The organism is Stenotrophomonas sp. YJH_SMC_16 (assembly GCF_059367875.1).
On record NZ_JCAFRH010000009.1, the window covers coordinates 62460 to 85094 of the forward strand.

Consider the following 22635-nt stretch of genomic DNA (forward strand, 5'->3'; position numbering starts at 1 on the left):
TCCCCCATGAGTGCAACCCAGGCAGCGCCGGCACGAGACCGGTTGCGTATCGCCATCCAGAAGAGTGGCCGGCTGGCCGAGCCCGCTCGCAACCTGCTCAGTGCCTGCGGCCTGAGCTGGCGCGAAAGCCGCGACAAGCTGTTCTGCTACGGCGAATCGCTGCCGGTGGACCTGCTGCTGGTGCGCGATGACGACATCCCGGGCCTGATCGCCGACGGCGTCTGCGACCTCGGCATCGTCGGCCGCAACGAGCTGGATGAACAGGCCGCGGCCCGCCGTCAGATCGGCCTGCCCGATGCCTACCAGGCGCTGCGCGGGCTGGGCTTCGGCCAGTGCCGGCTGATGCTGGCGGTGCCTGAGGAATGGCAGTGGCAGGGCCCGGCGCAGCTGGCCGGCACCCGCATCGCCACCAGCTATCCGGCCATCCTCAAGCAGTGGCTGGATGAGCAGGGCGTGGATGCACAGGTGGTCGAGCTGTCCGGTTCGGTGGAGATCGCGCCACGCCTCGGTACCGCAGACCTGATCTGCGACCTGGTCTCCAGCGGCGCCACGCTGCGCGCCAACCAGTTGACCCCGGTGCACAACCTGCTCGACAGCGAGGCGGTGCTGGCGGGCGCGGTGCGGGTGCCGGATGACGCACGCGCGTCGCTGCGGGCGATGCTGCTGCGCCGTCTCGACGGCGTGGTGCAGCGCCAGGACCGCAAGCTGCTGATGTTCCGCGCCAGCGAAGACCGCGTGGATGCGCTGGCACAGCTGCTGGCCGATGCCGAGCCGCTGGTGCGGCTGCCGGCCGATGGCGGTGCGCTGCGCCTGCAGACCATGTGCCCCGGCCCGTTGAGCTGGCAGCGCATGGAAGAACTGGAGCGCGCGGGTGCGCAAGGCCTGATGGTACTGAGCGTGGAGCGGTCGCTGGCATGAACCGTCTGATCTGGTCGCAACTTGATGAGGCCGCGCGCAGCGCGGCGCTGACCCGCCCGGTGCAGACCGTGGCGCAACAGACCCGTGACGCGGTGGCTACGCTGATCGCCCAGGTGCGCGGGCAGGGCGACGACGCGCTGCGTGCGATCACCGCACGTTTCGATGGTGTCGAGCTGGTCTCCTTTGAAGTGTCCGAAGCCGAGTTCGCGGCCGCCGAAGCGGCGGTGCCGGCCGAACTGCGCCAGGCGATGGTCGAAGCTGCCGAGCGCATCACGCGCTTCCATGAGGCTGGCATGGGCAAGGGCTATGCCGTGGAGACCGCACCGGGCGTGGTCTGCGAACGCATGCTGCGGCCGATCGGCCGGGTCGGCCTGTACGTACCGGCCGGCAGTGCGCCGCTGCCGTCCACCGCGCTGATGCTGGGTGTGCCGGCACGGTTGGCTGGTTGCCCGCAGGTGGTCTTGTGCACGCCGCCGCGCGCCGATGGCAGCGCGGATCCGGCGGTGCTGGTGGCCGCGCGGCTGACCGGCGTGCAGCGTGTATTCAAGCTGGGCGGCGCGCAGGCCGTCGCGGCCATGGCTTACGGCACGGCCAGCATTCCGGCCTGCGACAAGCTGTTCGGGCCCGGCAACAGCTTCGTGACCGAAGCCAAACAGCAGGTGGCACAGGACGGCGCCGCCGCCATCGACATGCCGGCGGGTCCTTCGGAGGTGCTGGTGATTGCCGATGCCGGCGCCAATCCAGCCTTCGTGGCCGCCGACCTGCTGTCTCAGGCCGAGCACGGCCCGGATTCGCAGGTGCTGCTGCTGACCGACGATGCCGCGATGCTGGCGGCGGTCGAGGCCGAAGTGGAGCGCCAGGTGGCCCTGCTGCCGCGCCAGCAGATCGCACGCCAGGCGTTGTCGGCCTCGCGCCTGATCCAGGTCGATTCGCTGGACGAAGCCTTCGCGATCAGCAACCGCTATGCGCCCGAGCACCTGATCCTGGCCCTGCGCGACCCGCGCGCGTGGCTGGACAAGGTGCAGGCGGCCGGCTCGGTGTTCCTGGGTGATTACACCCCCGAAGCACTGGGCGACTACTGCAGCGGCACCAACCACGTGCTACCCACGGCCGGTGCCGCGCGTGCTTACAGTGGTGTCAGCGTGGCCAGCTTCCAGAACCTGATCAGCGTGCAGAGCGCCAGCGCCGCCGGCCTGGCGGCAATCGGCGGCTGCGCACGCATCATGGCCAGCGCTGAAGGCCTGGACGCGCACGAACGTGCGGTTGCCCTGCGCATGGAGGCCGCCGCATGAGCGCCGCCATTGATGACGTGCTGGCACTGGTGCGCCCGGATCTGCAGGCCTTCGCCGGCTACAGCTCGGCGCGCAGTGCGGCGGTGCAGGGCGAGGTCTGGTTGAACGCCAATGAGTCGGCCTGGGCCAATCCCGCTGATGCCGCAGGCAGCAGTCGGCGCTATCCCGAGCCGCAGCCGTTGGCATTGCGCGAGGGACTGGCGGCGCTGTACGGCGTGACGCCACAGCAGCTGCTGATCGGTCGCGGCAGCGACGAAGCCATTGATCTGCTGGTGCGCGCGCTGTGCGTGCCGGGCCGCGATGGCGTGCTGGTCACACCGCCGGTGTTCGGCATGTACGCGGTCTGTGCACGCCTGCAGGGCGCCGCACTGCTTGAAGTGCCGCTGGTGGATACCGAAGACGGTTTGCGTGCGGATCTGGATGCGGTGATCGATACGGCCAAGTCGCGCAACGCCAAGCTGGTCTTCCTGTGCGCACCGTCCAACCCGGCCGGCAGCGATATCGGCCTGGACGAGATCGAGCGGGTGGCCACTGCTCTGCGCGGGCAGGCGCTGGTAGTGGTCGACGAGGCCTATGTTGAGTACGCACAACGCCCGTCGGCAACCACGCTGCTGACCACGCATGCCAACGTCGCCGTGCTGCGTACGCTGTCGAAGGCGCACGCGCTGGCCGCGGCCCGAATCGGCACCCTTATCGCCGCACCGGAGCTGATTGCCGTGCTGCGCCGCTGCCAAGCACCGTACCCCGTGCCGACCCCATGCGCGGACCTGGCCGTGCAGGCACTGCAGCCGGCCGCGCTGGCACGCACTGCTGAGCGCGTGGCCACGGTCATCGCCGAGCGCGAACGCCTGTTCGCGTCGCTGCCTGGCCTGCCCGGCGTGCGCCGCGTGTATGCCTCGTCCGGCAACTATCTGCTGGTGCGCTTCGCCGATGCCCAGGCCGCGTTCGATACGCTGCTGGCTGCTGGCGTGGTGGTGCGCGATCAGCGCGCCGCGCCGCAACTGGGCGATGCCCTGCGCATCAGCATCGGCAGCCCCGAAGAGAACGACCGCGTGCTTGCGGCCCTGTCGGCGCGGAGGGCCGCAGCATGACCCCGATCCTGTTCATCGACCGCGACGGCACCCTCATCGAGGAGCCGTCCGATTTCCAGATCGACGCCTACGAGAAGCTGCGCTTCGTGCCGCAGGTGATCCCGGCGCTGCTGAAGCTGCGGGATGCCGGCTACCAGTTCGTGATCGTCACCAACCAGGATGGCCTCGGCAGCGACAGCTACCCGCGCGCCAGCTTCGATGGCCCCAATGATCTGATGCTGCAGATCTTTGAGAGCCAGGGCATTACCTTCCGTGACGTGCTGATCGATTGCAGCTGGCCACAGGACAATGCGCCGACCCGCAAGCCGGGCATCGGCCTGATGACCGCCTACCTGCAGGACCGCAGCATCGACTGGGCGCGTTCGGGCATGGTGGGTGACCGCATCACCGATCTGCAGTTTGCCGACAACCTCAACATCCGCGGTTTCCAGCTGCGCACCGAGCAGTTCGGTGGCGAGTGGGACTGGCCGGGCATCGCCCACGCGCTGGCCGACGCGCCACGCACCGCAGTAGTCCAGCGCAATACTAAGGAAACGAAGATCCGCGTTGAGCTGGACCTGGATCGTGCCGGCGATGCACGCATCTCCACCGGCCTGCCGTTCTTCGACCACATGCTTGAACAGATCGGCAAGCATGGTGGCTTCGCGCTGGACATCCAGGCCGATGGTGACCTGCACATTGACGAGCACCACACCATCGAAGACACCGGGCTCGCATTGGGCCAGGCCCTGCGCGAGGCGCTGGGCGACAAGCGCGGCATTGGTCGCTACGGTTTCACCCTGCCGATGGACGAGACCCTGGCCAGCGCGGCATTGGATTTCAGCGGCCGGCCGTACTTCGTGTTCGAGGGTGAGTTCAAGCGCGAGCGGGTGGGCGACATGCCGACCGAGCTGGTGCCGCACTTCTTCCGTTCGCTGTGCGATGCCAGCGGCCTGAACCTCAACCTGCAGGTGCGCGGTGACAACGATCACCACAAGGTCGAGGCCTGCTTCAAGGCGCTGGCGCGTGCGCTGCGTCCAGCGTTGGCCCGGCAGGGCACCGCGCTGCCTTCCACCAAGGGGGCGTTGTGAGCGACGTCGCGCTGATCGATGCCGGCGGTGCCAACCTGGGCTCGGTGCGCTATGCACTGGAGCGTCTGGGTGCGACGGTGCGGCTGGTGCGCGATGCGGACGGCCTGATCGGGGCGCAGCGGGTGATCCTGCCCGGTGTCGGCGCCGCCGGTCCCGGCATGCAGCGCCTGCACGCGCAGGGCCTGGTGGAATCGTTGCAGCGACTGGAAGTGCCGTTGATGGGCATCTGCCTCGGCATGCAATTGCTGTTCGAACGCTCCGAGGAAGCGGGCGTGGAAACGCTGGGGCTGATTCCCGGCGTGGTTCGCAAGCTGGTGCCGGCCTGTGGCATCCGCGTGCCGCACATGGGTTGGAACCGGCTGCTGCCGCTGCGGGAGTCGTTGCTGTTGCAAGGTGTCCCGGAGCGGGCCAGCGCCTACTTCGTGCACAGCTACGCGGCGCCCCTCAATACCCACACCGTCGCTGCCTGTGACCACGGCGGCCTGTTCACTGCCGTGGTGGAGCAGGGGCGTTACTACGGCGCACAGTTCCACCCCGAACGCTCCGGCGAGACCGGCTCGCTGATGCTGCGCAATTTCCTCGAGGGCACCGCTGCATGAGTTTCATCGTCTACCCCGCGCTGGATATCCGCGATGGCCGCGTGGTGCGGCTGCGCCAGGGCGACTACGCGCAGGAAACCACCTATGGCGACGATCCATTGCCACGCGCGCAGGCCTTCGCCGCGCGAGGTGCGCAGTGGATGCATCTGGTCGACCTGGACGCTGCACGCGCCGGTGGCTACACGCTGGCACCGCTGCTGTCGTCGATCCGCGCGCAGACGCCGCTGCAGGTGCAGACCGGTGGTGGCGTGCGCGGCCGCGCCGATGTAGCGCGCATCCTCGATGCCGGCGCGGGCCGCGTGGTGGTCGGTTCGCTGGCCGTGCGTCGTCCCGATGAAGTGGTCGGCTGGCTGGAGGAATTCGGCGCCGATCGCATCACCATTGCGCTGGACGCTCGTCGGGATGCGCAGGGCCAATGGCAGCTGCCGGTGCACGGCTGGACCGAGAACGCCGGGGTAACCCTGGATGAGCTGGCGCAGCGCTACGCGCGCGCCGGCATGCGCCACCTGCTGTGCACCGACATCGCCCGCGACGGCATGCTGGCCGGGCCCAACATCGGCCTCTACCAGCACCTGTCGGGCTTGCTGCCGGGTGTGGCGGTGCAGGCTTCCGGCGGCATCCGTGACGTGGCCGACGTTGCCGAAGCGCGACGTGCAGGCTGCGGTGGCGCGATCCTTGGCAAGGCGCTGCTGGAGCAGCGCATGGACCTGGCGGAGGCACTGGCATGTTGAGCCGGCGCATCATTCCGTGCCTGGACGTGCGCGATGGCCGCGTGGTCAAGGGCGTGCGTTTCCGCGACCACGTCGACATGGGCGATATCGCCGAGCTGGCGCAGCGCTACCGTGACCAGGGCGCCGACGAGCTGGTGTTCTATGACATCGGCGCCAGCCCCGAGGCGCGCTCGGTGGACGTGGCCTGGATCGAGCGCATCGCGCGGCTGATCGACATTCCGTTCTGCGTGGCCGGTGGCATCGACAGCGTGGAAACCGCGCGTCGCGTGCTGTTCGCCGGTGCCGACAAGGTGTCGATCAACTCGCCGGCGTTGGGCCGTCCGGAACTGATCACTGAACTGGCCGACGAGTTCGGCGTGCAGTGTGTAGTGGTCGGTGTCGATTCGGTACGCGAGACCGATGGACAGTGGCGGGTGCGCCGCTTCAGCGGGGACCCGGACAAGACCCAGGCGGTGCCACTGCGCACCCTGGACTGGATTGTCGAGGCGCAACGGCGGGGCGCCGGTGAGATCGTGCTGAACTGCATGGACAGCGATGGCGTGCGCCGTGGCTACGATGTCGTGCAACTGCAACAGGCGCGGGCACTGTGCCAGGTACCGTTGATCGCCTCTGGCGGTGCCGGCGCGATGGAGCACTTTGCCGAAGCCTTCGACCAGGCCGACGTCGACGGCGCGCTGGCGGCCAGTGTGTTCCACAGCGGTGCCATCGCCATTCCGGAATTGAAGCGCTACCTGCGCGGACAGCAGATCGAGGTGCGGGATGTCTATTGAAATCAGGCCGTCCTTGGACGCGTTGCAGGCGCTGGACTGGGGCAAGGGCGACGGCCTGCTGCCGGCGGTGGTGCAGGATGCCGATACCCTGCAGGTGCTGATGCTGGGCTATGTCAGCGCCGAATCATTGGCGGCCACCCTGGCGATCGGGCACATGACGTTCTTCAGCCGCAGCAAGCAACGGTTGTGGACCAAGGGTGAGCAGTCCGGCAACGTGCTGGTGGTGCAGTCGATCAGCGTCGACTGCGATGCCGATACGTTGCTGGTGATGGCACGTCCCGCCGGGCCGACCTGCCATACCGGCGCCGAGAGCTGTTTCGACCAGGCGCCGAAGGACTTCCTGGGCGGGCTGGGCCAGCTGGTGGCGATGCGCGAGGCACAGCGGCCACCGGGCAGCTACACCACCAGCCTGTTCGAGGGCGGCATCCGCCGCATCGCGCAGAAGGTGGGCGAGGAGGGCGTGGAGACCGCCCTGGCGGCGGTGGCGCAGGACGATGAAGCGCTGCTGGGCGAGGCATCGGACCTGCTGTACCACCTGCTGGTGCTGCTGCGCGCGCGTGGTTTGTCGCTGGAGGATGCGCGGGCGGTGCTGGAAAAGCGCCATCGTTGAGGAAGGCGTGCGGACCAGCGGTCCGCATCCACCTTTGCAATGCAGCCGAGCTTGGCTCGGCTCTACAATACAGGGTCTTCTTCTTTCCCGGACCGCCCATGAAACTGCCTGCCGCCTGGCTGTGCTGCCTGTTGCTGACCTCGCCGGCCTGGGCCGCAGACACTGTGGTCACCGGCAAGGTCTATCTGGAACGCGACGGCCGGCCGGGTCGCGGTGCGACCGATCCGGGCCTGGCCGGGGTGCAGGTCTCCAACGGCGAGACCCTCGTCAAGACCGCCGCCGACGGCAGCTACAGCCTGCCGGTGCGTGATGGCCAGACCGTGTTCGTGATCAAGCCCGATGCGTATTCCTTCCCGAAGGCGGCCGATGGCCTGCCCTCGTTCTGGCGCCACTACCGTCCGAACGGTTCGCCGGCGCTGAAGTACGGCGGCATCGCCGCCACCAGCGACGCCACCCGCAACTGGGATTTCGCCCTGCAGTCGGATCGCCATGACAGCCGCCGTGGTTTCCAGATGCTGGTGTTCACCGATTCGCAGACCGCCAGCCTGAAGGACATCGGCTACTACCAGCAGTCGATCGTGGCGCCGCTGGTCGGCCAGACCAGGGCGCGCATGGGCACCACCCTGGGTGACATCGTCAACGATGACCTGACCCTGTATCCGGCGATCAACAAGGTCACCACCGAACTTGGCGTGCCGTGGTTCCATGTGCCGGGCAACCACGACCTCGACTTCGACGCCGCCAGCGATGAGCACTCGCTGGACAGCTGGCGCAACATCTACGGCCCGGATACCTACGCGGTGGAGGAGGGTGGCGCCAGTTTCGTGTTCCTGGACGACGTGGTGTACGACCCCAAGGCCAAGCCGAAGTACATCGGCGGCCTGCGCGAAGACCAGTTCGCCTTCCTCGCCAGCTACCTGAAGGGCCTGCACAAGGACCGCCTGCTGGTGCTGGGCATGCACATCCCGCTTTTCGACGCCGCACCGGGTCGCGAGACCTTCCGCCATGCTGACCGCCAGCGCCTGTTCGACCTGTTGAAGGATTTCCGCAACGTGCTGGTGCTGAGCGGCCACAGCCACACCCAGCAGCACGTCTACCACGGCAAGGCCGAGGGCTGGAACGGCGACAAGCCGCTGCACGAATACAACGTGGGTGCCAACTGCGGCGCGTTCTGGTCGGGCGTGAAGAATGCCGCCGGCGTGCCGGACAGCACCATGAGCGATGGCACGCCGAAGGGCTATGCATTGCTCGACGTGGCCGGCAATGGCAGCTACAAACTGCAGTACCGCGTGGCCGGCAAGCCGGCCAGCGAGCAGATCGGCCTGCACGCACCGAAGGTGCTCCGCCAGGGGGCCTACCCGGCGTGGGGCATCTATGCCAACGTCTACATGGGTGAGGATGCCAGCGTGGTCGAGTACCGCGTCGATGGCGGCGCCTGGCAGCCGATGAAGCAGGTCAGCCAGCCCGATCCGCGCCTGATGGTGGAGAACGTGGCCGACGATCTGGCTGACAGCCTGCGTGGCTACGACCGCTCGCCGGAGGCCACCGCATCGCCGCACCTGTGGCGTGGCGCGCTGCCGACCGATCTGGCCGTGGGCAGCCACAAGGTCGAAGTACGCTCCACCCAGCCTGACGGTGCGGTGTTCACCGCCACCACCCGCTACAGCCTGCAGACTGCCCAGCCCTGACCTCCGCATCACGGCCCCAGCGAAAGGACCCCGCATGGATATCCGCTTCATGGCCGGCACCACGCCGGTGACCCTCAGCCGCCACTGGTTCACCGGCGCGATGCTGCTGCAGAGCGCCACCGAGAAGGTCTGGGTGCAGCACCCGCTGCATCCGGGCACGCACTTCTCCTTCTCGCTGGTACAGTCGTGGCTGCGCCACATCGCAGGCCACGAAGTGCTGGTCGAGCGTACCCGGCCGCTGCTGTTTGCCGGCTTCCGCCCGCAGCGGCTGCGCGTGCTGGTGGATGGTGTGCAGGTGGCCGAACAGGAAGGCATGTAGGCCAACCTGAATCATCGGCGTGCTAGGCAAAGCCGCCCCGATGCCTGAGAATCGGGGCGATTCAATCGATCCAAGCAGGCCAGCGTGACCATCGCAGCAGCGTCCCCGGTTTCCTCCGACTCCGCCTGCGGCGGTCCTCCGCGCAGTCTGGTGGTCGCCGATGTCGGCGGCACCTTCGCCCGCCTTGCGCTGGCTGAAACCCAACTTGGCCAGGCGCCGCTGCTGGGCAGCCATCGCACCTACGCCTGCGCCGAGCATCCCAGCCTGGCGGCGATCCTGGCCGATTTCACCGCAGGCCTTGGCCAGCCGGTGCAGACTGCGGTGGTGGCCATCGCCGGCCTGCTCGATGGCGATGTACTGATCAATTCCAACCTGCCGTGGACGGTCTCGCTGTCGGCCACCCGCGCGCAGTCCGGGCTGCACGAACTGCAGCTGATCAATGATTTCGAAGCGGTGGCGCTGGCCATCCCGTACCTGCAGCCGGAAACCCTGGTGCCACTGAACGGCGACGCCGATCCGGCACAGGCGTTCCCGGCGCTGGTGCTGGGCGCGGGCACCGGCCTGGGCGCCGCACTGCGCTTTGCCGATGGCGAGCGCCCGGTGCTGGCCAGCGAGATCGGCCACGCCGCGCTTGGCGCCGGCAACGCGCTGGAACTGCAGGTGCTGGGCAAGTTGCTGCAGCGCTGGGCGCACGTGGACAACGAGCGCGTGCTGTCCGGTAGTGGCCTGATGAACCTGTATCCGTGCCTGTGCGAGCTGCGCGGCGTCACCCCGGTGTGGACCAGTACCGAAGCACTGATCGGTGCCGCCCGCAGCGGTGAAGACGCGCTGGCGGTGGAGACGCTGCAGGTGTTCTGCGCCTGGCTGGGCAGCCTGGCCGGCGACGCAGCGATCGCCGTCGGTGCACGCTCGGTGTACCTGGCCGGCGGCATTTCCGCGCACGTGCAGGATTTCCTGGCCGATGGCCGCTTCCGTGAGCGCTTCCTCAACAAGGGCGTGCTGACCGAGGTGCTGCGCCAGGTGCCGGTATGGCGCGTGGAGCACGGCCAGCTGGGCGTACTCGGTGCAGCGGTCTGGCACGCCGCACGACAGCCCACGCACGACTGATCGGCACGACCGGCATCGGGCCGGCCGTGCATTGCAGACTGGGAGGGGAAGATGGTGGATCGCAGGCAGTTCCTGCAGGCCAGCGCACTGGCCGCAGGCATGGCGGCTTTGCCGGGCGTGCAGGCGCGCACGCAGGGTGGGGCCAAGGTGGTTTCGACCTGGGACTTCGGCGTGCCGGCCAACCAGGCCGCATGGAAGGTGCTGGCGCAGGGCGGCGGCGCACTGGATGCGGTGGAAGCGGGCGCACGCTGGGCCGAGAGCGAGCTGTGCAACCCCACCGTCGGTCATTGCGGCAACCCGGATCGCGACGGCGTGCTGAGCCTGGACGCGAGCATTATGGATGGCGATGGCCGTTGTGGTGCGGTGGCCGCGCTGGTCGACATCCTGCATCCGGTGTCGGTGGCCCGCAAAGTGATGGAGAACAGCCCGCATGTGCTGCTGGTAGGCGAGGGCGCGCAGCAGTTCGCGGTGCAGCAGGGTTTCGAGCGCAAGCACCTGCTGGCGCCGCAGGCCGAAGCGGCCTGGCGCGAGTGGCTGAAGACCGAGAAGTACCAGCCACAGATCAATGCCGAGCGCCGGGGTATTCCCGGCAACAGCGACAACCACGACACCATCGGCATGCTGGCACTGGACGCCAAGGGCCATCTGGCCGGTGCCTGCACCACCAGTGGGATGGCCTGGAAACTGCACGGACGCGTGGGCGACAGCCCGATCATCGGTGCCGGCCTGTATGTCGACAACGAAGTGGGTGCGGCCACCGCCTCTGGCGTGGGTGAGGAGATGATCCGCAACGCCGCCTCGTTCCTGGTGGTCGAGCTGATGCGCCAGGGGCGCTCGCCGGCCCAGGCCTGCCGCGAGGCAATCGACCGTGTGGTGCGCAAGCGGCCGGAGGCGAGCAAGACCCTGCAGGTGTGCTTCCTGGCCATGAACAAGCAGGGCGAGGTGGGCGCCTACGCGCTGCATCGCGGCTTCGTCTACGCCGTGTGCGATGCGCAGCGCCAGGATGATCTGCGCGATTCGCCGTCGATCTACACGAGCACCCAGGCGTGAGCACGCGGCTGACCCTGGAGATCGCCAGCAACTCGCTGGCCTCGGCGTTGGCGGCGCAGGCCGGCGGGGCCGACCGCATCGAGCTGTTCGACAACCTGGTCGAGGGTGGCACCACGCCGTCGTTTGCCACCATCGCGATTGCCCGCGAACGCCTGTCGATTCCGCTGTTCGTACTGGTGCGCCCGCGCCCGGGTGATTTCCACTACGACGCGCTGGAAACCGAACTGATGCTGCGTGACATCGCGCAGTGCCGCGCGCTGGGCTGCGATGGCGTGGTGATCGGCGCACTGGACGTGCAGGGCGGCGTTGACGTGGCGTTGTGCCGTGAACTGATGCAGGCCGCCGGGCCGTTGCAGGTGACCTTCCATCGCGCCTTCGACGCCGCCCGCGATCTGCCGGCGGCACTGGAGCAGGTGATCGAACTGGGTTGCCAGCGCGTGCTGACCTCCGGCGGCCAGGTCAGCGCCGAGGCCGGTGCCGAGGTGCTGGCGGGCCTGGTCACCCAGTCGGCGGGGCGCATCACGGTGATGGCCGGCGCCGGACTGGGCCCGGCCAATATCGCCGCCGTCGCGCGACGGAGCGGCTGTGCCGAGTTGCACGCCTCGGCGAAAGGCCTGCGGCGCTCGGCCATGCAGTTCCAGAATCCGGCCCTGCGCGGACTGGATCCGGACTGGAGCCAGACCAGCACCGCGACCGTGGCCGCCCTACGGCAGGCGCTGGACGGCGCAAGGTAACCCGTTTCTTCTCTGTAGAGCCGAGCCCTCGCTCGGCTGCTTTTCGCGGCGAACAACAGCAGCCGAGCGCGGGCTCGGCTCTACAACGACGCGCTGTCGACCGTACACGCCATCACGGACAAAACAGTTCCGCGCGCGATTGTCGCGATCGTGTCATTGACGTGTGAGCCGTTCTCTCAGCGATGTTTCGCAACCCTTTGATTGTTCGGGATGACGGCGGCCGGTAGCGGCATTCCGCGGGCTGTTGCTGCGTCGCCGCATGCCGGGTGTGATTCAGCTGTGCTTTAGTTTGGATCGATCCACAGGGGAGGGTGCTGCGACGGTCCTGAACCGATCCAGGCGCCCGGATCACCGGTAGTGCCGCACCACCACCCGTCCATGCGTTCACACTTTCGAAGAGCAACCACCCATGGCTCAGATCGTCCGCAAGCGCCGTCACCTGCTGTCCCAGGCCTTGGTCCTGGCCCTGCTTCCCCTGGCTGCCAATGCGCAGGAAGCCCCAAGCTCGTCCACCAAGGATCTCGATGCGGTCACCGTCACCGGCTCGCGCATCAAGCGCGCCAGTGTCGAAGGCCCGGCACCGGTCAATGTGATCACCGCCGCGCAGATCCAGAAGGAAGGCTTCGTCAGCGTGTACGACGCGCTGAAGACCCTCACCGAAGCGACCGGCACTGTTGAAGCCGCCTCGCAGTGGGGCTCGCATACGCCCAATGCCAGCGGCCTGAACCTGCGCGGGATGGGCCCGAACCGCTCGCTGTTGCTGGTCAACGGCCGTCGCGTGGCGGACTACCCGCTGCCGTATGGCGGTGAAACCAACTTCTCCAACTACGGCAACATTCCGGCCGCGGCGGTGGAGCGCATCGAAGTGCTGACCGGTGGCGCCTCGGCCATCTATGGCTCCGATGCGATCGCCGGCGTGGTCAACGTCATCCTCAAGACCAACTACGACGGCGACGAAGTGCGCGTGCGCGGCGGTACCTCCACCGAAGGCGGCCGCGATACGTGGGATCTGTCCTGGGCCGGCGGCAGGACCGGCGACAACTGGAGCGTGACCTACGCGCTGCAGTACACCAAGCGCGACCCGCTGTTTGGCCGTGACCGCCCGCAGATGGACGATGCCGATGATGCACCGTATCCGTCCTGGAACATGGAACAACGCAAGGTCGGCTTCCGTCCCACCGCCGGCCTGGCGCTGATCGATCCGACCACCGGCCAGCGCCTGGCGCCGCCCACCGGCACCTGCGAGAAGTTCGACGGCGAGTACTACACCGCCGATCGATTGGTCTACAACTACGCCGCCAACACCATCACCAACACCGGCCGCCTGTGCGGCATGAGTGCGGACTATGCGAACTGGCTGCTTACGGGCGGTGCCGAGAACGTGTCCGGCAACCTGTATGCCACCTTCGACTTCAGCAATGACCTGCAGGCCTGGACCAACCTGGCCGTCTACCGCTCCGAAGCGATCTGGGGCACCAATCCGCCGAGCGTGTCGCTGATCGACGACGACAACGGCTACTACTGGGACGCCAACCGCAACCGCCCGATCCTGGGCGTGCGCCAGTTCACGCCGAACGAAGTCGGGGGCCTGGATACGCTGCGCAACACCAACCGCGAACTGTCCTGGGACTGGAGCGCCGGCCTGCGTGGCCGCCTCGCTGACCGCTTCGACTGGAGCACCACAGTGGGGCGTTCCTACTACCGCGTTGAAGAACGGCAGAACGTGGTCGACAAGCAGAAGTCGTATGACTACTTCCTGGGTCCGAAGCTGGGCACCACCGCCGATGGCGAGGCGATCTACGCACTGAACGAATCGCGCTGGTGGAATCCGCTGACGCCGGACCAGTACTGGCAGATGGGCACGGTGGCCAGGAACCGCGCGTCATCGTGGGTCAACCAGGCTTCAGCGGACATTACCGGCGAGCTGTTCCAGGGCTGGGCGGGTCCGATTTCGTTCGCGGCAGTGGCCGAAGTCGCGCAGCAGGGCTATCACCTCAGCCCCGATCCGCGTGCAGGTATCGACTTCGACCTGCAGAACGTCGATCGCGGCGGCGGCGAGCGCACCCGCTATTCGGCCGGCGTCGAGTTCAAGATCCCGCTGCTGGAGAGCGTGACCGCCACTGCGGCCGCGCGCTATGACCGTTATGGCAACTACAAGGCTGACAACAGCGGCGAAGCGCTGGACATCGGCAGCCAGAAGGAAACCACCTGGAACGTCGGCCTGGAATGGCGCCCGGTGGAGTCGCTGCTGGTGCGTGGCTCCTACGCCACCAGTTTCCATGCGCCGGACATGCACTACCTGCTGGGCCAGCCGAGCAGCTCCGAAGTGCAGACCTATGACCGCCTGCGCTGCATCCAGAGCGGCGCTTTCCTGGTCAACAACTGCGGCGTGGGCAACACCGACGTCTGGTACACCTTCGACGTGAACCGCCGCGGCACGCCACTGCTGCGTTCGGAAACCGGCGATTCGTGGACGGTCGGTTTCGTCTGGGATGTGATGCCCAATCTGTCGGTCAGTGCCGACTACTGGGCGATCAAGCTGGAAGACATGATCGTCGACGTCGGCGCCGACGAGGTGCTGGCCAGCGAAGCCGGCTGCCTGACCGGCAAGAACATCGACGGTACACCGTGGGCCAATCCGGCCGGTGGCGAATACTGCGCCGGCATCCTGGCCCGCGTGAACCGCGACAGCAACGGCCGTCTGGTATCGATCGAGCGCGGGCCGTTCAACCTGGCCAGCCGCGAAGTGCGTGGTATCGACCTGACCGCGCGCTATCGCCTGGAAACCGCGCAGTGGGGCAGCTTCCAGCTGGGCCTGAACTACACCAACCAGATCTCGACCAAGGAACAGCGCTACGCCAACGACCCGAACCCGGAGCGTCGTGACCGCGACCTGCGCAGCAAGCTGCGCGCGAGCCTGGCCTGGCAGCGCGGCAACTGGAACGCCAATGTCTATGCCGACCGCATCGGTTCGGTGCCGGGCGTGCGCTACCACTGGGGCACCGATCGCCTGAACAACCCGGGTGGCTGCCTGCCGTTCGCTGATGGCTATGTGCCCAGCGACAGCCCGTCGCTGAACTGCCTGGAACCGGCAACACGTCCGGATGGCTCGCCCAACCCGAACCCGAACGCCGGCCAGCAGACCACGCGCTACTACGGGCGGGTCGGGCCGTTCATCACCTGGAACTTCAACATCGGCTACCAGGTGACCGAACGCGCCAAGGTCAACGTCTACGTCAACAACGTGTTCAATTCGGCCAGCTGGAACCACAAGGATCCGTACAAGCTGGACTATGACTTCGCCCCGACCCGCCTGCTCGGCGCGGTGGGCCGCGAGTTCGCGCTGGAGTACGTGTTCACCTTCTGAGGCGGATTGCGGGCGGTACGCCGGGCCTGGCCCGGCGATACCGGCTGGACGTGGCGGCTGGATTTGACCTTCCCACGATGGCAAGGTTTAGCCTGTCCGCATCCAGAAGGAACCCCGGGATTCCGATCATGAGCACGCCCCGCGCCATTGCAGCCCCCGCAAGCCCCGCCACCATCAGCCTGCCCATCGAGGGCATGACCTGCGCCAGCTGTGTCGGCCGGGTCGAGGCCGCGCTGTCCAAAGTCGAAGGTGTGGGCAGTGTTTCGGTCAATCTGGCCACCGAGCGCGCGGATATCCGCCCGTCGGGCCCGGTCGATCGGGCCGCGCTGATCCAGGCGGTGGAGCGGGTGGGCTATGACGTGCCCGCCGCTACCGTTGAACTGGCCGTGGAAGGCATGACCTGCGCTTCCTGCGTGGGCCGCGTGGAGCGTGCGCTGCTGGCGGTGCCGGGCGTCAGCCAGGCCAGCGTGAACCTGGCCACGGAGCGTGCGACCGTGCGCGGCGTGGCGGGCGTTGACGCGCTGGTGGCGGCCATCGACAAGGTCGGCTACGCCGCACACCTGATCGAGGCCGGCGTGCAGTCCGACGATGAGGCTGCAGAAAAGAAGGATGCCGAGCGCGCCGGACTGAAACGCGACCTGATCGTGGCGTCCGCGCTGGCGCTACCGGTGTTCGTGCTGGAGATGGGTTCGCACCTGATTCCCGGCATGCACGAGTGGGTGATGGCCACCATCGGCATGCAGGCCAGCTGGTACCTGCAGTTCGTGCTGACCCTCCTGGTGCTGGCCATTCCCGGCCGCCGTTTCTACCAGAAGGGCTTCCCGGCACTGCTGCGGCTGGCGCCGGACATGAATTCACTGGTGGCGGTGGGCACCGCCGCGGCGTTCGGTTATTCGGTGGTAGCGACCTTTGCACCGCGGCTGTTGCCGCCGGGCACGGTGAACGTCTACTACGAAGCGGCGGCGGTGATCGTCGCGCTGATCCTGCTCGGCCGCTTCCTTGAAGCTCGGGCCAAGGGCCGTACCTCCGAGGCGATCAAGCGCCTGGTCAACCTGCAGGCCAAGGTCGCCCATGTGATCCGTGACGGCCGCACCGTCGACATCCCGGTCAATGAAGTGCAGAGCGGCGACGTGGTGGAAGTGCGCCCGGGCGAGCGCGTGCCGGTCGATGGCGAGGTGGTCGAGGGTCGCAGCTACATCGACGAGTCGATGATCAGCGGCGAGCCTATTCCGGTCGAGAAGCAGCCGGGAAGCAGCGTTGTCGGTGGCACGGTCAACCAGAAGGGTGCACTGACGGTGCGAGCCACGGCGGTGGGCGCGCAGACGATGTTGGCGCAGATCATCCGCATGGTCGAACAGGCGCAGGGCTCGAAGCTGCCGATCCAGGCGGTGGTCGACAAGGTCACGTTGTGGTTCGTGCCGGCGGTGATGCTGGCCGCGCTGGCAACCTTCGCAGTCTGGCTGATCTTCGGACCATCGCCGGCGCTGAGCTTCGCGCTGGTCAATGCGGTGGCGGTGCTGATCATTGCCTGCCCCTGCGCGATGGGCCTGGCCACGCCAACCTCGATCATGGTCGGTACCGGCCGTGGCGCGGAGATGGGCGTGCTGTTCCGCAAGGGTGAAGCGCTGCAGCTGCTGAAGGACGCGCAGGTGGTGGCGGTGGACAAGACCGGCACGCTGACCGAGGGCCGCCCGCGCCTGACCGACTTCGAGATCACGGACGGTTTCGATCGCAGCACGGTGCTGGCGGCAGTGGCCGCAGTGGAATCGCGCTCGGAGCATCCGATCGCCCGCGCCATCGTGGATGCGGCTACCGAGCAGGGCATCGCGTTGCCGGCGATGGCCGATTTCGAATCGGTCACCGGCATGGGCGTGCGTGCCAGCGTTGATGGCGCGCGCGTGGAGGTGGGGGCTGATCGTTTCATGCGCGATCTGAGGGTGGATATCACGCCGTTCGCGGCGCTGGCCACCCAGCTTGGAACGCAGGGCAAGTCGCCGCTGTATACCGCCATCGACGGCCGCCTGACCGCGATCATCGCGGTATCCGATCCGATCAAGCCGAGCACGCCGGCCGCGATCGCGGCACTGCACCAGCTCGGCCTGAAGGTGGCGATGATCACCGGTGACAACGCCGGTACCGCGCAGGCGATCGCGCGCGAGCTGGGCATCGATGAGGTGGTGGCCGAGGTGCTGCCGGAAGGCAAGGTCGAGGCCGTGCGCCGCCTGAAGGCCACGCATGGCCACGTCGCCTTCGTCGGCGATGGCATCAATGATGCACCGGCACTGGCCGAAGCCGATGTCGGCCTGGCCATCGGTACCGGCACCGATATCGCGGTGGAGTCGGCCGATGTGGTGCTGATGTCGGGCAACCTGCAGGGCGTGCCCAATGCCATCGCGCTGTCCAAGGCGACGCTGGGCAACATCCGGCAGAACCTGTTCTGGGCCTTCGCCTACAACACCGCGTTGATTCCGGTAGCGGCCGGCGTGCTGTACCCGGTGTGGGGCGTGCTGCTGTCGCCGGTGTTCGCGGCCGGTGCGATGGCATTGTCCAGCGTGTTCGTGCTGGGCAACGCGCTGCGACTGCGCCGCTTCCAGCCGCCGATGGCGGATGCCGCCGCTGCCACCCACTGAAGGAGATCCGCATGAACATCGGTGAAGCTGCCAAGGCCTCCAGCGTGTCGGCGAAGATGATCCGCTACTACGAGCAGATCGGCCTGATTCCCGCAGCTGATAGAACCGAGTCGGGCTACCGGGCGTATTCGCAGGCGGACATCCACCGCCTGCGTTTCATCCGCCGTGCGCGCGATCTCGGCTTCCAGGTGGCCGAGATCACCGATCTTCTGGGCCTCTGGAATGACACCTCGCGGCACAGTGCCGACGTGAAGCATCTGGCCGAACAGCACATCGCCGATCTGGAACAGCGCATCGAGCACATGCGGCAGATGGCCGACACGCTGAAGTCGCTGATCAGCTGTTGTGCGGGAGACGAGCGCCCTGAGTGCCCGATCCTGCAGCGGCTGGGTGAGGACGATGAGACACCGGTGCCGGTTGATACCGCGAAGACCGGTGCAGTGCGGCGACGCGCACAGAAGCATTGAATCGATATCGCGTGAACCAAAAAGCCCGCCCTGTGACAGTGCACGGGGCGGGCTTCGTTGTGGACGCAGGGCAGGGGTCAGACGGTACGCGGCGGGAAACCGGCATCGTTCACCGCGGCGAACACCTGTTCCTGCGACGCGGTGGTCTGCACCTTGACCAGGCCGGTCGGCGGGTCGGCAACCACGCTGGCGTTCGGATCGATCTGCTGGATCGCGCGGGTCACGCTGCGCGCGCAACCACCGCAGGTCATGCCTTCAACATGGAATTCCATCTGTAGCTCCTTCGGTGCTCTTGGGGTGGAGTCAGTGTGCACCTTCCAACGATGGCAGGGTCAAGCGCCGGGCTGAACGACAGGCAAGGCGCCGACAAAAAACGGCAGCCACCTGTACCAGCGTGGCTGCCGTGGAGGAACGTCCCCGCCGGAGCAGGGCGTGGGTTGCGCCGGGCGTACCTGCGCAACCCGTGGTGCTTCAGAACTTCCAGGTGGCGCCGAAGTACAGCTGGCGGCCTGCGTAGGTGTTGGAGACGAGACGGGCCTTGGTGTCATTGCCCAGGTGCACGCGCTGCTCGGACTTGGTGGCATTGATCACCGAGGCGGTCAGGGTCCAGTCCGGGGTCAGGTTGTAGGCAACATTCAGGTCCAGCTGGTCATACGGTTCGGTGTAGACGGTGAGGCCATTGTTGAGCCCGCCGACCACCTGGCCGCGACGGTTGAACGAAGCGCGCGCGAGGAACTTCTCGTTCTCGTAGAACACCGTGACGTTGGCCTGGTTCTTGGCGCTGCCAACCAGCGGCGAGGAGCCGATTTCCTGGCCGTCCAGAACAATCGAGGCCAGGTTGGTGTCGTTGTAGGTGTAGTTGGCCTGCACACCGAAGCCGAAATCGAAGGTGTACTGGCCATACAGCTCGACGCCCTGCGACACACCATCGCGGCCATTGGCCTGGGTCTCGTAGCGCTGCACGTTCACCGCTTCACCGTTGATGACCATCGGCGTGTCGCGCACCACCGGCAGCGTGAAGTTGTCCACGTTCTTGCGGAACAGGCCGACGCCGGCGACCGCGCCCGGCTGGAAGTACCACTCCAGGCCCAGGTCGAACTGGGTGGCCTTGAACGGTTCCAGCTGCTTGTTGCTGCCCTGGCCCACCCAGCCTGCGGTCGATGCGCCACCGGCAACGCGGCGATCATTGACGTACTCTTCGCTGTAATAGCTCAGTGCGCCCGGTGCTGCGATGTCGGTGTAGCCGGGGCGGGCGATCACCTTCGATGCGGCGCCACGCAGCACCAGCGTGTCGGTGATGTCCCAGGCGATATTGAAACTCGGCAGCACGTCGGTGTACGTGCGATCCACGCCGATCAGGCTGTAGGTCTTGCTCTGCGCCAGGTCGTGCGGCAGGCGCACGAAGCCGCTCTCGCAGCTGTAGGTCGGGTAGGCTGCAGCGGCCGGATCGGTACACGCCATCGGCGCGCCGGACGCGTTGTCCAGGAAGTAGTCGTTGAACTTCTCGATCGAGTCGGAGGACTGCGCGAACTGCTTGGTGCGCACCACGCGCACGCCAACGTTGCCGCGCAGACGCTCGGTGCGGAAGTTGGCCTGGAAGTAGCCCGAGTAGATCTTCTCGTTGACGTTGTAGACGAAGTCTTCCTCGGTACGGTTGTGCGAACCGCCGTAGGTCTTGTTCAGGTAGTCGATGTAGGCCGGGTAGTTGATGCCCGGGAACACGTTGGCATTGAAGCCACCAGCGATGTTGCTGATCGGGTTGGACAGGAAGAAGCCAGGCTGCGCATCGCCGGCAGTCGGATCGCAGCCGCTCTGGTAGCGGCTGTTGTCATAGTCGGCCGGGTCACGGCCCGGGCACACCCAGTAGGTGTTGCCGGTGTTGCGGTGGACCTTGCCATCACGGTACTTGGCACCGAACTGGATGGAGTCCAGCCAGCCGGATTCAAACAGCTTGGTGACGTCGGCCTGGAAGTAGTTCTGCTTGACCTCGGTGCGCTTCCACGACGAATCGGTCGAGCCGGTGTCGACTTCGGCGATGCCGTTCATCAGCTGCTGCTGCAGGTCGGGCGAGAAGGTGGCCGAAGGCGTGCCGGTCAGATCCCAGGCGCTGTACAGATTGCCCGACAGGTAATCGTTGCCGACCTTGCGGCGCGGCTTGGCCGACATCCGGAAGTTCATCGACGGACCACCTTCGGACCAGGTGCGGCCGCCGGTGAACGAGGCCTTCCACAGCGGGCTGATGTCCCAGTCGATGGTCAGGTCAGCGGTCTGCGACAGCGCCTTTTCCTTGCTGTAGCCACCGGTCAGCTGCGGCGTCGGAACCGTGCAGTCGTCCGGGCCCCAGCCGCCGGGCTTGAGGCCGGCGGCCTTGGCCTGGTCTTCATTGCAGTAGTAGGTTTTCCCCGCCAGCTTTTCGAACTGGGCGCCGGTAACGGTGTTGCCGCTGGGATCGAAGTCCAGGCCGTTGAGCAGGCGGCCACCGGCCCAGTTTCCATCGCCATTGAAGCGGGCCATGCTCCATTCCGGAATCTTCAGCATGTTCTGGGTGTAATCACCCTGCAGTTCGAAGCGGAAGTAGTTGGCCGTCATCGTGACGTTGTCGACCGGCTTGAACTGGAAGGTCAGCTGGCCGCCTTTGCGCTCGCGCTTTTCTTCCTTCACCGCGAAGTTGACCGACGTCGGCATGAAGAAATCGCTGTAGTTGCCGCCGGTCTGGTTGTTGAAACCGGACTTGCCCCACCAGTAGTGGATGCCATCCTGCGCCTGCACGTTGCCATAGGCATCGCGCGCCTTGCCGGCGCCATACCACTGGTAGTCCTCGGTGCTGGCTTCCATGGTACGGGTGGTGCGCTTCTGCTGCGTCACGCCGATCAGCACGCCGAAACGCTCATCCTTGCTGTGCCACGAATACAGGGCCGAGGCTTGCGGGTCGATATCGTGGTGGGTATCGGATGAGGTGCCCTCAAGCGTGACGAAGCCCGAGTTGGACTCCATGTCGAGCGGACGACGGGTGTGCAGAATCACCGTGCCGCCGATGCCGCCTTCGTCGATGCGTGCTTCCGGCGACTTGAACAGCTCCGCGCTGGACAGCATGTTCGACGGCAGCAGGGTGTAGTTGAACGAACGGGTCGCTTCGTCGTTGGTTTCCGACGTGGCGACGTAGTTGCCGTTCAACTGGGTCAGGGTCAGGTCTGGTGCCAGGCCACGAACGCTGACGGTCTTGCCTTCGCCGCCACTGCGGGTGATGACCACGCCGGGCACGCGCTGCAGTGCGTCGGCCACGTTCTTGTCGGGGAACTTGCCGACGTCTTCGGCGGTGATCACTTCGACCACGGCGTTGGCGTCGCGCTTCTGCTCAAGGCTCTTTTCAATGGCGTAGCGGTAGCCGGTGACCTGGACGCTGTCCAGGTTGGTGGCGTCCTGCGCGCCGGTGGAAGCGGCCTGCTGCGCGGCGGCGCCAGCCGGAATGACGGCGGCGGCCAAGGCCAGCGCGATGGCCAACGCCAGTGCGTCCTGGCCATGCGTACGTGTTGAATGCTTCATTCCCATCTCTCCCTCTCTCCTGGATTGATCCGGTGACGTGGCACGGACAACTTGAATCGATCTAATTTGAAGTGACATTGTCGCTATTGCCATGCAGTGGCAGTAGCACCGTGCGCGTGGCCTGGTACGTCCTGTTGCTGCTCTCCCAACTCCCGGCCATCGCAGCATCGTTCTTGGATCGATCTAAGCGATGGGCGGGCGTTTTTTAGCATGGGTCGCGCGCGGGCGCATGCTGCTCCGCAATATGGTACTGGCGTGGCGAAGGGATGACGGTTTGCTGAAAACAGTGAAATCGTTTTCGTGCGCAGGGGAGGGTGGGTCGGCAGGGCTGCGCCCTGCACCTGCCGAAGCCAAAGCGAAAGCTAAAGCCAAAGCCAAAGCCAAAGCCAAAGCCAAAGCCAAAGCCAAAGCCAAAACGGCTCTGGGTTGTCTGTGGGTTGGGCAGGGCGGTGTCGGATTGCGGGGACGCCGTAAACCCGTCCATGGGGGCTTGGCCGCGGCATCCATGCCGCGGACACCCCGCAATCCGACACCGCCCTGCCTTCGACAGTTTCCCGGTGACGGTTGGATGGGTCCTGGGGACGGCATGGGGAATGGCTTGGGGTCAGATCCGTTTTCCGTTGGAAAACGGATCTGACCCCCGATTGAT

General features: G+C 66.7%; 18 protein-coding genes. 16 read left to right on the plus strand and 2 right to left on the minus strand.

What is annotated here, in order from left to right; translation table 11 throughout:
- Positions 1–6 precede the first annotated feature (6 nt).
- The 16 genes from hisG (at position 7) to cueR (ending at position 18443) form a co-directional block, all read left to right on the plus strand.
- Positions 7–918 (plus strand): ATP phosphoribosyltransferase, encoded by a 912-nt coding sequence (gene hisG / locus AC5P6E_RS17780; RefSeq protein ID WP_019338500.1) that lies wholly within the window; start codon positions 7–9, stop codon positions 916–918.
- Positions 915–2210 carry a histidinol dehydrogenase gene (gene hisD, locus AC5P6E_RS17785; protein WP_312717393.1) on the plus strand — a complete coding sequence of 432 codons (1296 nt, stop codon included), beginning with the start codon at positions 915–917 and terminating at the stop codon, positions 2208–2210. Before hisG ends, hisD begins: the two co-directional genes overlap by 4 nt.
- The gene (hisC, locus tag AC5P6E_RS17790) at positions 2207–3301 is read left to right on the plus strand and encodes a histidinol-phosphate transaminase (RefSeq protein ID WP_043397215.1); all 1095 of its coding nucleotides are present in this window, start codon (positions 2207–2209) and stop codon (positions 3299–3301) included. Before hisD ends, hisC begins: the two co-directional genes overlap by 4 nt.
- Positions 3298–4371, plus strand: coding sequence for a bifunctional histidinol-phosphatase/imidazoleglycerol-phosphate dehydratase HisB (gene hisB, locus AC5P6E_RS17795; RefSeq protein ID WP_329836139.1), 1074 nt, complete (start codon positions 3298–3300; stop codon positions 4369–4371). The genes hisC and hisB overlap by 4 nt, the downstream gene beginning before the upstream one ends.
- Positions 4368–4970, plus strand: coding sequence for an imidazole glycerol phosphate synthase subunit HisH (hisH, locus tag AC5P6E_RS17800; protein WP_019338503.1), 603 nt, complete (start codon positions 4368–4370; stop codon positions 4968–4970). The genes hisB and hisH overlap by 4 nt, the downstream gene beginning before the upstream one ends.
- A complete protein-coding gene (gene hisA / locus AC5P6E_RS17805) occupies positions 4967–5701 on the plus strand; it encodes a 1-(5-phosphoribosyl)-5-[(5-phosphoribosylamino)methylideneamino]imidazole-4-carboxamide isomerase (protein WP_329836142.1) in 735 nt (244 codons plus the stop codon). Before hisH ends, hisA begins: the two co-directional genes overlap by 4 nt.
- Positions 5695–6471, plus strand: coding sequence for an imidazole glycerol phosphate synthase subunit HisF (hisF, locus tag AC5P6E_RS17810; protein WP_012480036.1), 777 nt, complete (start codon positions 5695–5697; stop codon positions 6469–6471). Before hisA ends, hisF begins: the two co-directional genes overlap by 7 nt.
- On the plus strand, positions 6461–7081 hold the full coding sequence (hisIE, locus tag AC5P6E_RS17815; protein WP_049436248.1) for a bifunctional phosphoribosyl-AMP cyclohydrolase/phosphoribosyl-ATP diphosphatase HisIE: 621 nt from the start codon (positions 6461–6463) through the stop codon (positions 7079–7081). The genes hisF and hisIE overlap by 11 nt, the downstream gene beginning before the upstream one ends.
- A 98-nt stretch (positions 7082–7179) precedes the next feature.
- Positions 7180–8769: a calcineurin-like phosphoesterase C-terminal domain-containing protein gene (locus AC5P6E_RS17820; protein WP_495231152.1), complete on the plus strand. Its 1590-nt coding sequence runs from the start codon at positions 7180–7182 to the stop codon at positions 8767–8769.
- A gap of 34 nt (positions 8770–8803) precedes the next feature.
- The gene (locus tag AC5P6E_RS17825) at positions 8804–9088 is read left to right on the plus strand and encodes a hypothetical protein (protein WP_005409434.1); all 285 of its coding nucleotides are present in this window, start codon (positions 8804–8806) and stop codon (positions 9086–9088) included.
- An 84-nt stretch (positions 9089–9172) separates the two neighbouring features.
- Positions 9173–10195 (plus strand): glucokinase, encoded by a 1023-nt coding sequence (locus AC5P6E_RS17830; RefSeq protein ID WP_241888310.1) that lies wholly within the window; start codon positions 9173–9175, stop codon positions 10193–10195.
- 51 nt (positions 10196–10246) lie between these two features.
- Entirely contained in the window at positions 10247–11245 is a 999-nt protein-coding gene (locus tag AC5P6E_RS17835; protein WP_495231154.1) for a glycosylasparaginase, read from the plus strand.
- Positions 11242–11979: a copper homeostasis protein CutC gene (locus AC5P6E_RS17840; protein ID WP_495231156.1), complete on the plus strand. Its 738-nt coding sequence runs from the start codon at positions 11242–11244 to the stop codon at positions 11977–11979. Before AC5P6E_RS17835 ends, AC5P6E_RS17840 begins: the two co-directional genes overlap by 4 nt.
- Before the next feature lie 409 nt (positions 11980–12388).
- Positions 12389–15346: a TonB-dependent receptor plug domain-containing protein gene (locus AC5P6E_RS17845; protein WP_392421576.1), complete on the plus strand. Its 2958-nt coding sequence runs from the start codon at positions 12389–12391 to the stop codon at positions 15344–15346.
- A 128-nt stretch (positions 15347–15474) separates the two neighbouring features.
- Positions 15475–17976, plus strand: a complete 2502-nt coding sequence (locus tag AC5P6E_RS17850; RefSeq protein WP_392421575.1) for a heavy metal translocating P-type ATPase — start codon at positions 15475–15477, stop codon at positions 17974–17976.
- An 11-nt stretch (positions 17977–17987) separates the two neighbouring features.
- A complete protein-coding gene (cueR, locus tag AC5P6E_RS17855; protein WP_010482574.1) occupies positions 17988–18443 on the plus strand; it encodes a Cu(I)-responsive transcriptional regulator in 456 nt (151 codons plus the stop codon).
- 77 nt (positions 18444–18520) lie between these two features.
- Here cueR and AC5P6E_RS17860 read toward each other — a convergent pair whose 3' ends face one another.
- Together AC5P6E_RS17860 and AC5P6E_RS17865 are read right to left on the minus strand one after the other, a co-directional pair.
- Positions 18521–18715 carry a heavy-metal-associated domain-containing protein gene (locus AC5P6E_RS17860; RefSeq protein WP_010482571.1) on the minus strand — a complete coding sequence of 65 codons (195 nt, stop codon included), beginning with the start codon at positions 18713–18715 and terminating at the stop codon, positions 18521–18523.
- A gap of 199 nt (positions 18716–18914) precedes the next feature.
- Positions 18915–21992 carry a TonB-dependent receptor gene (locus AC5P6E_RS17865; protein ID WP_057504288.1) on the minus strand — a complete coding sequence of 1026 codons (3078 nt, stop codon included), beginning with the start codon at positions 21990–21992 and terminating at the stop codon, positions 18915–18917.
- Between the last annotated feature and the right edge of the window lie 643 nt (positions 21993–22635).